This window comes from Sphingomonas folli, from assembly GCF_019429525.1.
Lineage (GTDB): Bacteria > Pseudomonadota > Alphaproteobacteria > Sphingomonadales > Sphingomonadaceae > Sphingomonas > Sphingomonas folii.
On record NZ_JAHXZL010000001.1, the window covers coordinates 183,780 to 198,425 of the forward strand.

The window sequence follows — 14,646 nt, forward strand, 5'->3', positions numbered from 1 at the left end:
GGAGTTCAGCCGAGCGCATGCGTTTGAAATTCGACGCCCGGGCGCGGGCGATCCTGCGGCGGTTGCCGGTGGTGAACGCTTACTCGGCCGTCGAGCTGCTGCTGCTCGCCGGGCTCGCCGTGCAATGCGCGCGGCTGATGTGGGTGATCGTGACCCCCGTATCGCCGCTCGGCGCCTGGGTGCCGGCCGGCCCGACGATCCCGGTCGATCCCGCCGGTGTGCTCACCAGCGTCGATCCCTTCTACCGGGTCAGCGGCGCACAGGCGCAGGGTCCCGCGGTGGTCACCTCGCTTCAGCTCACGCTGTTCGGCACGCGGATGGACGACGCGCAGGCGCGCGGCGCCGCGATCCTGGCCGGGCCGGACGGTCTGCAGCGCAGCGTCAGCGTCGGCGAGGAGGTCGTGCCCGGCGTGATCTTGCGCGGGGTCGCCTTCGACCATGTCACGCTCGAGCGCGGCGGCGCGCGTGAGGACCTGTTCCTCGACCAGTCGACCAGACCGAGCGCCGAGGTGCCGCCGCCCGGCGCGGTCCCCGCGGCGATGCCTGGGCCGGACCCGCGCGTGCCGCGCGACTCCGACGCGGGCGGCGGCGCGATGTCGCCGGATCGGCTGCGCACCGACATCACCGCCATCCCGCAGATCGAGGGCGGGCGCGTCGTCGGGCTGACGGTCCGCGGGCAGGGCGGCAACGCCTTCCGCGCGTCCGGCCTGCGCGACGGCGACGTCGTCACCCAGGTCGCGGGCCGGCCGGTCTCCGGCCCCGCCGACCTCGATCAGTTCACCCGGGAGCGCGCCCCCGGCGGCGCGGTCCCCGTCACCGTCCAGCGCAACGGCCAGACGGTCGCGCTCTCCATCCCGGTAAAGTGATGACGCCCCGCCACGTCCTTCTCGCTCCCCTCGCCGTGGCCGCCGCGGCGCAGCCCACGCTCGCGCAGACCACGCTCAACGTGCGCGACGCCGATATCCGCGCCTTCATCGCCGACGCCGCCAAGGTGACGGGGCGCACCTTCATCATCGACAACCGCGTCCAGGGTAAGGTGACGGTGGTCACCGACCGGCCGCTGTCGCGCTCTGAATATCTCGAGGTGTTCCTCTCGACGCTGCGCGCCAACGGGCTGGTCGCGGTGCCGAGCGCCAACGGTGCCTTCCGCGTCCAGCCGATCGACAATGCGGCGAGCCAGCCGGGACGGATCGGGCTCGCGGGCGCGCCGCGCAACCAGCTCGTCACCGAGATCATCCGGCTGCGCTCGGTCGACGCGGCGCAGGCGGTCGACACGGTGCGCCCGCTGGTCAGTGCGCAGGGCTCGGTGACCGCCAACCGCGGCGGCAACAGCCTGGTGGTGGTGGACTTCGCCGACAACGTGCGGCGCGTGCGCGAAGTGGTGCGGCGGATCGACTCGGACACGTCGGCGACGCGGATCATCCCGCTCAAGAACGCGCGCGCGAGCGAGGTGGCGACCGCGCTCCAGGGGCTGCTCGGCGGCGGTGGCGCGGGCGGCGCCGCGGCCGCGGCAGGTGGTGCCTCGGCGGTGGCGATCGAGAGCTCGAACGCGGTGGCGCTGCGCGGCGACCCGCAGACCGTCGCGCGGCTGGCGGCGCTGGCGCGCGAGCTCGACCAGAGCGCGCGCAACGCCACCGAGATCCGCGTCGTCTTCCTCGAGAACGCCGACGCCAACCAGCTGCTGCCCGTGCTCCAGCAACTCGTCGGCCAGGCGCCCGACGCGATCGAGGAGCAGGCGCTCACCCGCTCGGGGCTGAGCAGCTCGAGCACCGGCTCGACCGGCGTCGGCGCGACGCCGCAGCCGGCGACACGCTCGCGGCCGACGCAGACGACGACGCAGCAGTCGGGCAGTCAGCCGCAGCAGGCCGCGATCACCGGCCAGGGGAATCGCACCGCCGCGGTGGTGACCCGCTACGCCGGTGCCAACGCGATCGTCATCGCCGCGCCCGCCGACATCCAGCGCCAGCTGTCCGACGTGGTGAAGCAGCTCGACCAGCGCCGCCAACAGGTGCTCGTCGAGGCGATCGTCGCCGAGGTGTCGGACTCGACCGTCAACCAGCTTGGCGCGCAGTTCATCCTCGGCAATCTCGACGGGGGCGCCTTCGCCGCCTCGACCTTCAGCAACTCGGCGCCCAACATCCTCCAGATCGCGGGCGCGATCGGCGCGCGCGAGCTGGCGAGCTCGACCACCACCACGATCGCCAACGGCGTCACCACCACGGTGACCAACAACACGCCGTCCGACACGCTGACCCAGTCGGCGATCCAGTCGATCATCGGCTCGTCGGGCGGGTTCGGCGGCTTCGGCGGCCAGATCGGCAGCACCATCTTCGGCGCGATCATCAACGCGGTGAAGCGGGACAATACGTCCAACCTGCTCCAGGTGCCGCAGATCATGACGATCGACAACCAGGAGGCGCACACGCTCGTCGGCCAGGAGATCCCGATCACCACCGGCGAGGCGCTGTCGAACAATTTCGACAACGCCTTCCGCACCACGCAGCGGCAGAACGTCGGCATCGGGCTGGACGTGCGGCCGCAGGTGAACTCCTCGGGCACGATCAAGATGAACCTCCACCTCGAGGTCAGCTCGATCGCGGGGCCGGTGTCGAGCAACAACTCCGACCTGATCCTCAACAAGCGCGAGGTCGAGACGGTGCTGACCGTCGACGACGGCGCGATCGGCGTGATCGGCGGGCTGCTCTCCGACGAGGAGCGCCGCACGATCGAGAAGATCCCGCTGCTCGGCGACATCCCGGTGCTCGGCAACCTCTTCAAGTCGCGCGCCAAGACCCGGTCGAAGACGAACCTGATGATCTTCATCCGCCCGACCGTGATCCGCAGTGCCGCCGACAACCGCCGCGTCACCGAGCAGCGCTACGGCTATCTCCGCCTGCAGCAGGCGGCGCAGGAGCCGCTGTCCGAGCCCTCGATCGACACGCTGGTGCGCGACTATATGGGCGCGACGCCGCCGCTGCCGCCGCCGGGGCAGCCGGGCAGCATCGAGGACCCGCGCGTCGCGGTGCCGGTCTATCGCAACTCCACCACCGTCATCCCCGGAGGAGGCAGGCGCAAGTGATCGTGCGCACCGGAGCCGAGATCGACGCCATCGCGGCGCCGCTGCCGCCGCCGGGAGAGGGGGTGACGGTGCCACCCGCGGTGCTGCCGCCGGCCGCGCTGCCTTACTCCTTCGCGCGCAAGTTCGGCGTGGTGCTCGACCAGGGCGGTACGGTCGGCACGCCCAAGGTGGCGCTGCGCGAGGGCGCCGACCCGCGCGCCTTGATCGAGGTGCGCCGCGTGCTCGGCCGCGCCTTCGACGTCGCGGTCGTGCCGGTCGCGGCGTTCGACCGGCTGCTCAGCGACAATTACGCGATGGACGGCCAGGCCACCGCCGCCGCCGCGGTCGGCATGGGCGACGAACTCGACCTGCTTGCCGAGGGGCTGCCCACCGCGGAGGACCTGCTCGACACCGCCGACGACGCGCCCGCGATCCGGCTGATCAACGGCATCATCGCCGACGCCGCGCGCAACGGCGTGTCCGACATTCACATCGAGCCCTATGAGACCGGGCTGGTCGTCCGGATGCGGATCGACGGCGTGCTGCGCGAGACCCTGCGCATGCCGCCGCACGTCGCGCCGGTGGTGGTGAGCCGCATCAAGGTGATGGCGCGGCTCGACATCGCCGAGCGGCGCGTGCCGCAGGACGGGCGCATGGGGCTGACGCTCGGCGGCAAGCTGCTCGACGTGCGCGTCTCGACGCTGCCCAGCCGCGCGGGCGAGCGCGTGGTGCTGCGCATCCTCGACAAGGAGAATGCGGGGATCGATCTCGACGCGCTCGGCATGACGCCGCCGATGTACGCGCTGCTGCGCGACGTCATCGCTGAGCCTAACGGGATCGTGCTGGTCACCGGCCCGACCGGCAGCGGCAAGACGACGACGCTATACGGCGCGCTGCGCCTGCTCAACGACGGCAGCCGCAATATCCTGACGGTCGAGGACCCGGTGGAGTACGCGGTCGAGGGCGTCGGCCAGACCCAGGTCAACAGCAAGGTCGGGCTCACCTTCGCCGCCGGCTTGCGCGCGATCCTGCGCCAGGACCCCGACGTGGTGATGGTCGGCGAGATCCGCGACCGCGAGACCGCCGAGATCGCGGTCCAGGCCTCGCTCACCGGGCATCTCGTGCTCTCCACCGTCCACACCAACGACGCGGTCGGCGCGATCACGCGCATGCGCGACATGAAGGTCGAGCCGTTCCTGCTCGCCTCGACCCTGCGCGCGGTGATCGCGCAGCGGCTGGTGCGGCGACTGTGCACCAACTGCCGCCACGCGGTGCGCGCGAGCGAGACGGTGGCGCCGCTGCTCGGGGTCGACCCGGAGGCGGTGGTGTACGAGGCGGTGGGCTGCGAGCAGTGCAACCGTACCGGGTTCCGCGGGCGAGTCGGCGTGTTCGAGGCAGTCCGAGTGGACGCGGTGGTGCGGCGCATGATCAACGAGGGCGGCGACGAGGACGCGATCGCGCGCCACGCCTTCGCGCAGAGCGACACGCTCGCGATCGCGGCGCGTCGGCTCGTCGAGAACGGCCAGACCACCGCCGAGGAAGCCGTGCGCGTCTCGCGCAGCGAGAACGCCGACGCCGCCGAGTTGGCCATCACCGATGCGTGATCAACGACGCCCTTCCAGCCGCCTCCTGCCGTCATCCCCGCGACGGCGGGAATCCATACACGCTGACGTCGCGGCTCCATCGCGGAGGTCCGCGCGTCTGGATCCCCGCCTGCGCGGGGATGACGGTCGGGAGGGGACGAGGCACCTTCGATTCTGCCGCCGCTTCCGTGGGGCGGGCCGCCATGGCTGACTTCGACTATCTCGCGATCGACACACGCGGCAACGAGACCCGCGGCCACGTCGCCGCGGCCGATCTCGCCGCCGCGCGCGCGACGCTCGATCGCCGCCGCCTCTATGTCGTCCGCCTCGAGCCCGGCAGCGCCCCTCCGACGCGCCAGAGGCCGCTGTTCGGGCTCGAGCTCGGCCGTGCCAAGATGTCGGGCAAGCAGCTGACGCTGTTCACGCGCCAGCTCGCCACGCTCAACCGCGTCTCGCCGCTGGAGGAGTCGCTCCGCACCATCACGCGCCAGACCGAGCAGGAGAGCGTGCGCGCGATCGTCCAGACGGTGCACGGCGGGGTGGTCGAGGGCCGCCGTCTCGCCGACGCGATGGCGCGCGAGCCCAAGAGCTTCCCGCCGCTGTACCGCGCGATGGTCGCCGCCGGCGAGAGTTCGGGGACGCTGCCCGAAATCATGGAGCGGCTCTCCACCCTGCTCGAGCGACAGGCGGAGATCCGCGGTAAGCTGCTGACGGCGATGGCCTATCCCAGCGTGCTGTCGGCGGTGGCGTTCAGCGTGGTGATCGCGCTGATGACCTTCGTGGTGCCGCAGGTGGTCGAGCAGTTCGACACCGTCGGCCAGCAGCTGCCGCTGCTCACGCGCATGATCATCGCTCTGTCGGACCTGCTGGTCGGCTGGTGGTGGCTGCTGCTGCTGATCGTGGTCGCGGCGGTCGGCGGCGCGGTGATCGCGCTGCGCCAGCCGCCGATCCGCCTCGCCTTCGACACCTGGCTGCTGCGCGTACCGCTGATCGGGCGGCTGCTGCGCGACCTCCACGCCGCACGGATCGCGCGCACGCTCTCGACCATGGTGGCGAGCCGGCTGCCGCTGCTCGAGGGGCTGACGCTGACCGGGGGTACGATCCACAACCGCCGGCTCAAGGCGGCCTCGGACGAGATCACCGAGTCGATCCGCGGCGGCGGCAGCCTCTCCACCGCGATGCGGCGCACCGGCGTGTTCCCGCCCCTGCTCGTGTATCTCGCCGCCAGCGGCGAGGCGGCGGGGCGGCTCGACGAGATGCTGGAGCGCGCCGCCGACTATCTCGAGCGCGAGTTCGACCGCTTCACCGCGACCGCGCTGTCGCTGCTCGAGCCGCTGATCATCGTCGTGATGGGCGCGATCGTCGCCACGATCGTGCTGTCGATCCTGCTCCCCATCCTCCAGCTCAACACCCTGGCCGGCCAGTGAGACCCCTGATGCACAACGTACAGACCAAGCGCCGTAAGAAGAAGAACGGCTTCACCCTCGTCGAGCTGATGGTGGTGATCGTGATCATCGGCCTGCTCGCCACGATCGTGGCGCTCAACGTGCTGCCCTCGGGCGACACCGCGCGGATCCAGAAGGCCAAGGCCGATATCGCCACGATCGAGCAGGGGCTGGAGCTCTATCGCCTGCAGATCGGCAGCTATCCGACGACCTCGCAGGGGCTCCAGGCGCTGGTGACCGCCCCCGCGGGCGCCGACGCGGCGCGCTACCAGGCCGGCGGCTACGTCAAGAAGCTGCCCAAGGACCCGTGGGGCCGCGACTATCTCTACGCCGCGCCGGGCCAGCACGGCGCCGCCGACGTGTGGACCTTAGGTGCCGACGGCAAGGACGGCGGCGAGGGGATCGATGCCGACATCGGCTCCTGGCAGTAAGCGCGGGCCGTCTCGGCTCGCGCGTCGCCGCGCGCGTCCCGCGAGGCATGTGGCGGAGTCCCGCGCCTTCTTCCTGCCCCCCCGTCATCCCGGATTTGGTCCGGGATCCACCCTTCCGTGCATTCTGCGACCGGGGAGCCTGCGAGACGGTGGATCGCGGGCCAGGTCCGGGATGACGGCAGCGGAGCGCGGCGGGGAAGGAACAACAGGCGTGCGCCACGGCGAGCTACGCCGCACCACCCGCGGCTTCACCCTCATCGAGCTCATGGTCGTGATCACCGTCATCGGCCTCGCCTCGGCCGCGGCGGTGCTGGCCATGCCCGACACGCGCGGGCGGCTGGCCGACGAGGCGGCGCGCTTCGCCGCCCGCGCGCGCGGGGCGCACGATGCCGCGATCGTCGAGTCGCGGCCGGTCAGCCTGTGGGTGACCGAGACCGGCTACGGCTTCGACCAGTGGCGCGGCGGCCGCTGGTCGCCGATGGAGCCGCCCCTCGGCGTCGAGCAGTGGCGCCCCGGCACCGCCGCGGCGGGGATCGTCCGCGAGCGCGTCACCTTCGACACCACCGGGCTGGCCGACCGCCCCCTGACGATCACGCTGACTCGCGAGGGCGCGCGCACCGACGTCGTGATCGAGCCCGACGGGCGCGCGCATGTCGCGGGCTGAGCGCGGCTTCACGCTGATCGAGATCATGGTGGCGCTCGCGGTGTTCAGCCTCGCCGCGCTCGCGCTGATCCGGCTGGAAGGGCAGACGATCCGCTCCACGGGCGCGCTCTCGGCGACGCTGCTGGCGCAGGCGGTGGCGCGCAACGTGGCGATCGAGGCGGTGACCGACGCCGAGCCGCCGGTGCGCGGCCGGGCCAGCGGCGTGGAGCAGAACGGCGGTCGCTCCTGGACCTGGGTGCGCGAGGTGCAGCCGCTCGGCGACGGCGACGTCATGCGGATCGACGTCAGCGTCAGCGATCCCAGCGGCGCGGTGCTCGGCCGCATGACGATGGTGCGGCCGCCCGCGCCGCCGCTCTCGGTGGACGTGGCCGGGTGAGCACGCGCCGCGACGCCGGCTTCACCCTGGTCGAGGTGATGATCGCGCTGATGATATTCGGCATGATCGCCGCCGCGGGTGTGGCACTGCTCGCCTTCAGCGTGCGCGCGCAGGGCGCGACCGAGATCGCGCTCGACGACACCGGCGCGCTCAATCGGCTGTCCTCGATCCTCACCACGGACCTCGCCCAGGCGCAGGACCGCAACACGCGCGACGCGGGCGGCGTCCTGTTGCCGGCCTTCAGCGGCGACGCAGCCGCCACGCCGCTGCTGCGGCTGGTTCGCGCCGGCTGGAGCAACCCCGATCAGGCGCCGCGCGCCGATCTCCAGAAAGTGGAATATCGGCTGGCGGGCGACGGTCTCGAGCGCGTCGCCTATCCGGCGCTCGACGGCGCCGCGCCGCTGCCGCCCGCGCTGCTGCTCGACCGGGTGCGCACGGTGCAGCTGCGCTTCCGCTACCGCGGCGCGTGGAGCGACACCTGGCAGGGCAACCCGCGCGCGGCGCTGCCCCAGGCGGTCGAGCTGGTGGTGACCCGCGCCGACTCGCGGCTCTATCGGCTGCTGTTCCTCGTCGGCACCGGCGCGGGGCGCGTGCAGGAGAGTGGCAACGGCGCGTCGGGCGGTGCCGCGGGGGGTGGTACGGTGTCGCCGGGCGCGGGCGCCCCGGCGCGGATGCCGGGAGGCGGCGATGCGGCACGGTGAGCGCGGCGCCGCGCTGCTGACGGTGCTGCTGCTCGTCGCGGTGATCTCGGTGATGGCGGCGAGCGCGCTCGAGCGGCTGCGGCTGTCTACCCGGCTCGCCGCCAACGCGGTCGCGCTCGACGCCGCGCGTGGCTACGCCTATGCCGCCGAGACGCTGGCGACGACGCGCGTGACGTCGCTGCTGAGCCAGGCACGCGGCCGGGTCGCGCTGACCGGCGGGTGGAGCGGGCGACCGTTCGGCCTGCCGATCCCCGGCGGCACCGCGACGGCGCGCGTGACCGACGGCGGCAATTGCTTCAACCTTAACAGCCTCGTCGTGCGCGCGCCCGACGGTAGCTACGCCGTCAACGTCGAGTCGCTCCAGCAGCTGCAGCGGCTGGCGCGGCTGCTGCGCGTGCCCGACGGGGACCGTGTCGCGGCGGCCGCGGCCGATTGGATCGACAGCGACGACAGCCCGCTGCCCGGCGGCGCCGAGGACAATGACTATCGCGGCTATCGCACGTCGGGCGTGCTGATGGCGGACGTCAGCGAGATGCGCGCGGTGCGCGGCGTCACGCCCGAGGTGTATCGCGCGATGCGGCCCTATCTCTGCGCCCTGCCGCTGGCGCAGCGCACCGTCCTCAACGTCAACACACTGCTGCCCGAGCAGGCGCCGCTGCTGGCGATGCTGGTAGGCGAGTCACTCAGCGTCGAGGCGGCGCAGGGCGTGCTGTTGCGTCGGCCGCCCGATGGCTGGCCCAACGTCGACCAGATGTGGGCGCAGCTCTCCACGCAGAGCGGCGGTGCCTCGCAGGTGGGTGCGGCGCAGTCGACCAGCGTCAAGACGTCGTGGTTCGCGCTGCGCGTCGACGTGGCGCTCGGCAACGCCGAATTGCACGAACAGGGGCTGATCGACGCGCGGACCCTTCCCGTGCGGCTCGTGACGCGGCAATGGGGGGATGCGCCATGACCGCTGCCACGCTCCTCTTCCTGCCCTCCGCCGACGACCAGCCGTGGCGCTGGTGGCGGATCCTCGACGACCGTATCGAGGGCGAGGGGGAGGGCGTGCCCGCGCGCGACGAGCACGTGCCGGTGATCGCGGTCGCGCCCGCCGACGCGGTGACGCTCCACTGGGCCGAGCTGCCCGCGCGCTCGCCGGCGCAGGCGCTCGCCGCGGCGCGCGTGGTGGTGAGCGACGCGACCGCCGAGCCGGCGCAGGATCTGCACGTCGCGGTCGGCGGCGAGCGCGGCGGCGAGCGCGCGATCGCGGTGGTCGCGCCGGCGCTGATGCGGGGATGGCTGGAGGCGCTCGCGCGCGCCGGGATCGATCCGGGCGCGATCGTCCCCGCGCCATTGCTGCTCCCCGCGCCCGAGGAGGGCTATGTCGCCGCGGACCTGCCGGGGCAGCGCGTCGTGCGCGGTCGCACCAGCGGCTGGGCCGACGAGCCGCTGCTGACCGAGCTGATCACCGGGGGCGAGCGCCCCTCGCCGCTCGCGCGCGAGGCGGTGCGCGGTGCCGCGGTCGCCGCGATCGCCGCGCCGGCGATCGACCTGCGCCAGGGCGCCTTCGCGCGGCGGCGCAAGCGCGCGGTGGACTGGGCGCTGCTCCGCCGGATCGCGGTGCTGCTCGGCTGTATCCTGCTGGCGACGCTGGCGATCGATCTGGTGCGGATCCTGCGGTACTCGTTCGGTGCCGACACGATCGAGGCGCGCGCCGACGCGGTGGCCCGCCAGGCGCTGCCGCGCGGCGCGAGCGCGGGCGACTCGTCGCGGCTGCTCGGCGAGCGGCTGACCCGGCTGCGCGGCCCGGGGCAGGGGTTCACCCGAACCGCCGCGGCGGTCTACGCGATCGTCGACGCGGTGCCCGAGAGCGAGGTCACCGCCCTCCAGTTCGAGCCCAATGGCGCGTTACGGGTGTCGCTGTCGCTCGCCGGCGAGGCGCAGGCCAACGCCATCAAGCAGCGGCTCGCCGGCGCGGGCTTCACCGTGGAGTCGAGCGTGTTTCAGCAGGCCAACAACCGGCTCACCGGCGACATGACGGTGCGGCCGTGAACGCCGCGCGCGCCTGGTTCGAGTCGCGGTCGCGCCGCGAGCGGCGGTTGATCGCGGTGATGGCGGTGCTGCTGGTCGTCACGCTCGTCTGGGGCGCGGTGATCCTGCCGGTGCGCAACGGCCTGTCCTCGTCGCGCGCGCGCTACACCGACGCGGTGGTGCGGCTGGGCGCGGCGCAGAGCGGGCTGGCGCAGGTGAAGTCGCTCCAGCGCCGCGGCGCCACCGCGCTGGGCGGCTCACTCGCCGACGTGGTGCGAGCGCGCGCCGACGCGGCCGGCTTCGCGCTCGCCTCGCTCGACGTGGTCGCGCCCGACCAGGTGCGCACCTCGATCACCAGCGCGCGCGCTGGCGCGCTGATGCGCTGGGTCGCGGGGCTGGAGCAGGAGGGCATCTTGGTCGACTCGCTCAGCGTGACGGGCAGCGGCGCGGGCAGCGTCACCGCGCAGCTCAGTCTGCGCCAGCGGGGCGAGTGATGCGGATCCGTCTTGCCACCGGGCGCCGCGCGCTCTTCATCGCGCTGTTCGTTCTGGCGGTGCTGGTGTTCCTGCCGATGCGGCTGGCGCTCGGCTGGGCCGGGCTCGACGCGCAGGGCTTCACCGCGCGCGAGGTAACCGGCAGCCTGTGGTCGGGCCGGCTGGTCGAGGCGCGTTTCGGCGACATCGCGCTCGGCGACCTCGACGCGGGCGTGTCGCCGCTGGCGCTGCTGATCGGGCGCGCGCGCATCGGGCTGGCGGGGGCGAGCGCGGACCCGTCGCGCCAGCTGTCGGGCACGGTCGAGCTGGCGCGCAACCGCGCGGCGATCATCGGCGCGCGCGGACCGCTCACCCCGGGCAACGCTTTCCGACCGCTGCCGGTGACCGCGCTCGACCTCGACGACGTCACCGTCCGCTTCGTCGACTCGGCGTGCGAGCAGGCCGAGGGGCGCGTGCGCGCGACCTTGTCGGGGCAGTTCCTCGGTCAACCGCTGCCCGGCGCGATCAGCGGCGCGGCGCGCTGCGGCTCCGGCGCGCTGCTGCTGCCGCTGACCAGCGGTGCGGGCGAGGGCGTCAACCTGCGGCTGTGGCCCGACGGCCGCTACCGCGCCGAGCTGACCCTGGTGCCGACCGACCCGACCGTCGCGGCGCGGCTCGACGCCGGCGGCTTCGTCGCCGTCGGCGCAGCGCGCACCTTCGCGGTGGAGGGAAGGTTCTGAGCTGCTTGACGAGGGGCCACGCGCCCCGCTAGGGGACCGGCCTTCGCGGCGATCGTAGCTCAGTTGGTTAGAGCATCGGTTTGTGGTACCGAGGGTCGCGGGTTCAAGTCCCGTCGATCGCCCCATTTTCTCCCATCGTCCATTTCTCGCTGGCCTCGGCGGCCTGCTATGAATATTGCGCTGAGCGGTAATTATCTGCTGCGCTTGACGGAGGCGTGATGACCTCGCTGTGGGACTATCCCGATTTCGACGCCCATGAGGGGCTCCACCTCTTCGCCGACCCGGCCTCTGGGTTGAAAGCGGTGGTCGCGGTCCACTCGACCGCGCTCGGGCCGGCCGCGGGCGGCGTGCGCTTCTGGCATTATGCCGACGACTCGCGCGCGCTCACCGACGCGCTGCGGCTGTCGCGCGGGATGAGCTACAAGAACGCGATGGCGGGGCTGGCGCTGGGCGGGGGCAAGGGCGTGGTGCTCGCGTCGCGTCCCGGCGAGACGATCAGCGAGGCGCAGCTGCGCGCCTTCGGTCGCGCGGTCGAGTCGCTCGGCGGGCGCTACGTCACCGCCGAGGACGTCGGCATGTCCGAGGCGCGGATGAAGGTGATCGCGGAGGAGACGCGCTACGTCTCGGGTCTTCCCGTGGCACAGGGCGCGGCGGGCGGCGACCCCGGCCCGTACACCGCGCACGGCGTGTACCTCGGCGTGCGCGCCGCGGCCAAGCGCGGGCTCGGCAGCGACGACGTGCGCGGCGTGCGGGTCGCGATCCAGGGGCTCGGCTCGGTCGGTGGCGGGCTCGCCAAGCTGCTCGCGCGCGACGGCGCGGTGCTGACGCTCGCCGACGTCGACCAGGCGCGCGCGGAACGGCTCGCGGGGGAGCTCGGCGCGACGGTGGTGGCGCCCGAGGAGGTCCTGCGCGCCGAGGTCGACATCGTCAGCCCCAACGCGCTGGGCGCGATCCTGACCGAACAGTCGATCCCGACGCTCAAGGCCAAGATCGTCGCGGGCGGCGCTAACAACCAGCTCGCCACCGCGGCGGACGGGCGCCGGCTGCACGAGGCGGGCGTCGTCTACGCCCCCGACTATGTCATCAACGCGGGTGGGATCATCAACGTCGGTCTCGAGTATCTCGGTCACGGCGACGAGGCCGAGGTGATGGCGCGGATCGCGCAGATCCCGGGCCGCCTCGACGAGGTATGGGACGAGGCCGCGGCGACGGGTGACCCCACCGCCGAGGTGGCGGATCGGATCGCACGGCGGCTGATTGGGCGCACGTGACGGAGGAGGCGCGGCTGTCATCTCCGATGCGGCGCGTACGCTACACGATCCCGGCGGGGGGCCACGGGAGACACCGTGGAGGAGGCGACCGGTCCACTTCCACTATCGTCATCCCGGACTTGGTCCGGGATCCACGGTGGCGCGTACCCACCGGCGCCTGAGTGCGCGGGCCAGTGGATCCCGGAACAAGTCCGGGATGACGGAAAGAAGGGGGCGTGGTCGTGAAGGCTGAGCATCCGAACTGCGCCCCGATAGTCCCAGGCCCTTCTACCGCGCCAGCCCCGCGGCCGCGCGCGCGCGCGCCTCGATCTCGGGAAGCGTGCCCTCGGTCACCCAGCTGCCGCCGACGCACAGCACCGGGGCGAGCGCGAGCCAGTCGGGGGCGCTCGCCTCGGTGATCCCGCCGGTCGGGCAGAAGCGGCACTGGTAGAAGGGCGCCGCCAGTGCCTTCAGCGCCTTGATCCCGCCGCTCGTCTCGGCGGGGAAGAACTTGAAGTGCGACAGCCCCATGTCGAGCCCGCGCATGATGTCGCCCGCGGTGGCGACGCCGGGCAGCCAGGGGATGCCGCTCGCCAGGATCGTCTCGCCCAGCTTCTGCGACAGGCCCGGGGAGACGATGAACTCGGCGCCCGCGTCCCTCACCTGCGCCACCTGCTCGGCGGTGACGACGGTGCCCGCGCCGACGATCGCGCCGGGGACTTCCTTCATCGCGCGGATCGCGTCGAGCGCGGCGGGGGTGCGCAGCGTCACCTCCAGCACCTTGAGCCCGCCGGCGACCAGCGCCTCGGCCAGCCCGCGCGCCTGCGCGGCGTCGTGGATCACCAGCACGGGAATCACCGCGCTGGTCCGCATCACCGTCTCAATGTCGCTCATGTCACTGATGCTCCTGCGCGAAAGCCGCCGCGGCGCCGAACAGGCCGGGCTGGGGATGGGTGATGAGCTTGACGGGGATGGCCGCCATCATGGACTGGAACCGGCCCTTGGAGACGAAGCGCTGGTCGAAGCCCGAGCGCAGCAACTTGTCCTTGATCCGCAGCCCCAGCCCGCCGGCGATCACCACGCCGTGTGCGCCCTGCGCCAGCGCGAGGTCGCCCGCCACCGCGCCGAGCGCGAGGCAGAAACGGTCGAGCGCGGCGAGCGCGATCGAGTCGGTGCCCTCCAGCGCCTCGGTCCAGATCGCCTTGTCGTCGCGCCGCAGCACCGCGCGGCCCTCGAGGTCGGCGAGCGTCTCGTAGATCGCGACGATGCCGGGGCCGGCGACGATCCGCTCGGCCGACACGCGCGTGTAGGTCTTGCGCAGCCGCTTGAGGATCGCGTCCTCGATCCCGTCGAGCGGGGCATAGTCCATGTGCCCACCCTCGGTCGGGAGCACCCAGTAGCGGCCGTCGCGCTTGAACACCTGCGCCACGCCTAGCCCGGTGCCGGGGCCGCACACGGTGGTCACCCCGTCGCCGGGCAGATCGGTGTCGGGGCCGCAGAGATGCTCGAAGTCGCCCGCGGGGAGCTGCGCCACGGCATGGCCGATCGCGCCGAAATCGTTGATGATCGTCCACTGCTCGGCGCCGAGCCGCTCGGGGATGAGCGAGGGGCGGATGACCCAGGGGTTGTTGGTGAGGCGGATCACGTCGCCGGTGATCGGCGAGGCGACCGCGATCGCCGCGGCGGGGGGCAGGGTGCCGCCCTGGCGCGCGCGGAACGCCTCATAGGCGGTCTGCAGGCTGGCGTGCTCGGCGGTCTTGAGCGTCACCGGCTCGCCGAGCGTCCGCACGCGGCCGCCGTCGACCTCGGCGATCGCGAAGCGGGCGTGGGTGCCGCCGATGTCCACCGATACGATCTGCATGCTCTTCTCCCTCTCCCCGGCGAGCGGCCGGGCGGATGCCGCGGTGCCGCTCTC

15 protein-coding genes and 1 tRNA gene are annotated in these 14,646 nt (G+C 72.9%); 14 read left to right on the forward strand and 2 right to left on the reverse strand.

Features of this window, described 5'->3' with window-relative positions; all coding sequences use genetic code 11:
• Positions 1-17 precede the first annotated feature (17 nt).
• The 14 genes from KZ813_RS00825 (at position 18) to KZ813_RS00890 (ending at position 12,752) form a co-directional block, all read left to right on the forward strand.
• On the forward strand, positions 18-866 hold the full coding sequence (locus KZ813_RS00825) for a type II secretion system protein N (protein ID WP_219753091.1): 849 nt from the start codon (positions 18-20) through the stop codon (positions 864-866).
• Positions 866-3,079, forward strand: a complete 2,214-nt coding sequence (gene gspD, locus KZ813_RS00830) for a type II secretion system secretin GspD (protein ID WP_219753092.1) — start codon at positions 866-868, stop codon at positions 3,077-3,079. The genes KZ813_RS00825 and gspD overlap by 1 nt, the downstream gene beginning before the upstream one ends.
• A 41-nt stretch (positions 3,080-3,120) precedes the next feature.
• Entirely contained in the window at positions 3,121-4,662 is a 1,542-nt protein-coding gene (locus KZ813_RS00835; protein WP_258046325.1) for a GspE/PulE family protein, read from the forward strand.
• A 182-nt stretch (positions 4,663-4,844) separates the two neighbouring features.
• Positions 4,845-6,068, forward strand: coding sequence for a type II secretion system inner membrane protein GspF (gspF, locus tag KZ813_RS00840; protein WP_219753093.1), 1,224 nt, complete (start codon positions 4,845-4,847; stop codon positions 6,066-6,068).
• Between the two features lie 8 nt (positions 6,069-6,076).
• Entirely contained in the window at positions 6,077-6,517 is a 441-nt protein-coding gene (gspG, locus tag KZ813_RS00845) for a type II secretion system major pseudopilin GspG (RefSeq protein ID WP_219753094.1), read from the forward strand.
• 211 nt (positions 6,518-6,728) lie between these two features.
• Entirely contained in the window at positions 6,729-7,181 is a 453-nt protein-coding gene (locus tag KZ813_RS00850) for a GspH/FimT family pseudopilin (RefSeq protein ID WP_308461751.1), read from the forward strand.
• Positions 7,168-7,557, forward strand: coding sequence for a type II secretion system minor pseudopilin GspI (gene gspI, locus KZ813_RS00855; protein ID WP_219753096.1), 390 nt, complete (start codon positions 7,168-7,170; stop codon positions 7,555-7,557). The genes KZ813_RS00850 and gspI overlap by 14 nt, the downstream gene beginning before the upstream one ends.
• Positions 7,554-8,258, forward strand: a complete 705-nt coding sequence (gene gspJ / locus KZ813_RS00860) for a type II secretion system minor pseudopilin GspJ (protein ID WP_219753097.1) — start codon at positions 7,554-7,556, stop codon at positions 8,256-8,258. Before gspI ends, gspJ begins: the two co-directional genes overlap by 4 nt.
• A complete protein-coding gene (gene gspK / locus KZ813_RS00865) occupies positions 8,245-9,207 on the forward strand; it encodes a type II secretion system minor pseudopilin GspK (RefSeq protein ID WP_219753098.1) in 963 nt (320 codons plus the stop codon). The genes gspJ and gspK overlap by 14 nt, the downstream gene beginning before the upstream one ends.
• Complete coding sequence (gspL, locus tag KZ813_RS00870) at positions 9,204-10,289, forward strand: type II secretion system protein GspL (protein WP_219753099.1); 1,086 nt, start codon at positions 9,204-9,206, stop codon at positions 10,287-10,289. Before gspK ends, gspL begins: the two co-directional genes overlap by 4 nt.
• Positions 10,286-10,762 (forward strand): type II secretion system protein M, encoded by a 477-nt coding sequence (locus KZ813_RS00875; protein ID WP_219753100.1) that lies wholly within the window; start codon positions 10,286-10,288, stop codon positions 10,760-10,762. The genes gspL and KZ813_RS00875 overlap by 4 nt, the downstream gene beginning before the upstream one ends.
• On the forward strand, positions 10,762-11,481 hold the full coding sequence (gspN, locus tag KZ813_RS00880; RefSeq protein WP_219753101.1) for a type II secretion system protein N: 720 nt from the start codon (positions 10,762-10,764) through the stop codon (positions 11,479-11,481). Before KZ813_RS00875 ends, gspN begins: the two co-directional genes overlap by 1 nt.
• Before the next feature lie 48 nt (positions 11,482-11,529).
• Positions 11,530-11,606: transfer RNA gene (locus KZ813_RS00885), tRNA-His, on the forward strand.
• A 93-nt stretch (positions 11,607-11,699) separates the two neighbouring features.
• Positions 11,700-12,752, forward strand: coding sequence for a Glu/Leu/Phe/Val dehydrogenase family protein (locus KZ813_RS00890; RefSeq protein WP_219753102.1), 1,053 nt, complete (start codon positions 11,700-11,702; stop codon positions 12,750-12,752).
• A 267-nt stretch (positions 12,753-13,019) separates the two neighbouring features.
• Here the strand turns inward: KZ813_RS00890 and eda are convergent, their stop codons facing one another.
• Both eda and glk read right to left on the reverse strand, forming a co-directional pair.
• Positions 13,020-13,625: a bifunctional 4-hydroxy-2-oxoglutarate aldolase/2-dehydro-3-deoxy-phosphogluconate aldolase gene (gene eda / locus KZ813_RS00895; protein WP_219753103.1), complete on the reverse strand. Its 606-nt coding sequence runs from the start codon at positions 13,623-13,625 to the stop codon at positions 13,020-13,022.
• Position 13,626: 1 nt separating this feature from the next.
• Positions 13,627-14,592, reverse strand: a complete 966-nt coding sequence (glk, locus tag KZ813_RS00900) for a glucokinase (protein ID WP_219753104.1) — start codon at positions 14,590-14,592, stop codon at positions 13,627-13,629.
• Between the last annotated feature and the right edge of the window lie 54 nt (positions 14,593-14,646).

Coding starts and splice junctions, on each gene's coding strand:
- KZ813_RS00890 (WP_219753102.1), top strand. CDS start 11,700: ATGACCTCGCTGTGGGACTATCCCGATTTCGACGCCCATGAGGGGCTC.
- gspI (WP_219753096.1), top strand. CDS start 7,168: ATGTCGCGGGCTGAGCGCGGCTTCACGCTGATCGAGATCATGGTGGCG.
- KZ813_RS00825 (WP_219753091.1), top strand. CDS start 18: ATGCGTTTGAAATTCGACGCCCGGGCGCGGGCGATCCTGCGGCGGTTG.
- gspG (WP_219753094.1), top strand. CDS start 6,077: ATGCACAACGTACAGACCAAGCGCCGTAAGAAGAAGAACGGCTTCACC.
- gspL (WP_219753099.1), top strand. CDS start 9,204: ATGACCGCTGCCACGCTCCTCTTCCTGCCCTCCGCCGACGACCAGCCG.
- gspK (WP_219753098.1), top strand. CDS start 8,245: ATGCGGCACGGTGAGCGCGGCGCCGCGCTGCTGACGGTGCTGCTGCTC.
- gspN (WP_219753101.1), top strand. CDS start 10,762: ATGCGGATCCGTCTTGCCACCGGGCGCCGCGCGCTCTTCATCGCGCTG.
- gspF (WP_219753093.1), top strand. CDS start 4,845: ATGGCTGACTTCGACTATCTCGCGATCGACACACGCGGCAACGAGACC.
- gspD (WP_219753092.1), top strand. CDS start 866: ATGACGCCCCGCCACGTCCTTCTCGCTCCCCTCGCCGTGGCCGCCGCG.
- eda (WP_219753103.1), bottom strand. CDS start 13,625: ATGAGCGACATTGAGACGGTGATGCGGACCAGCGCGGTGATTCCCGTG.
- glk (WP_219753104.1), bottom strand. CDS start 14,592: ATGCAGATCGTATCGGTGGACATCGGCGGCACCCACGCCCGCTTCGCG.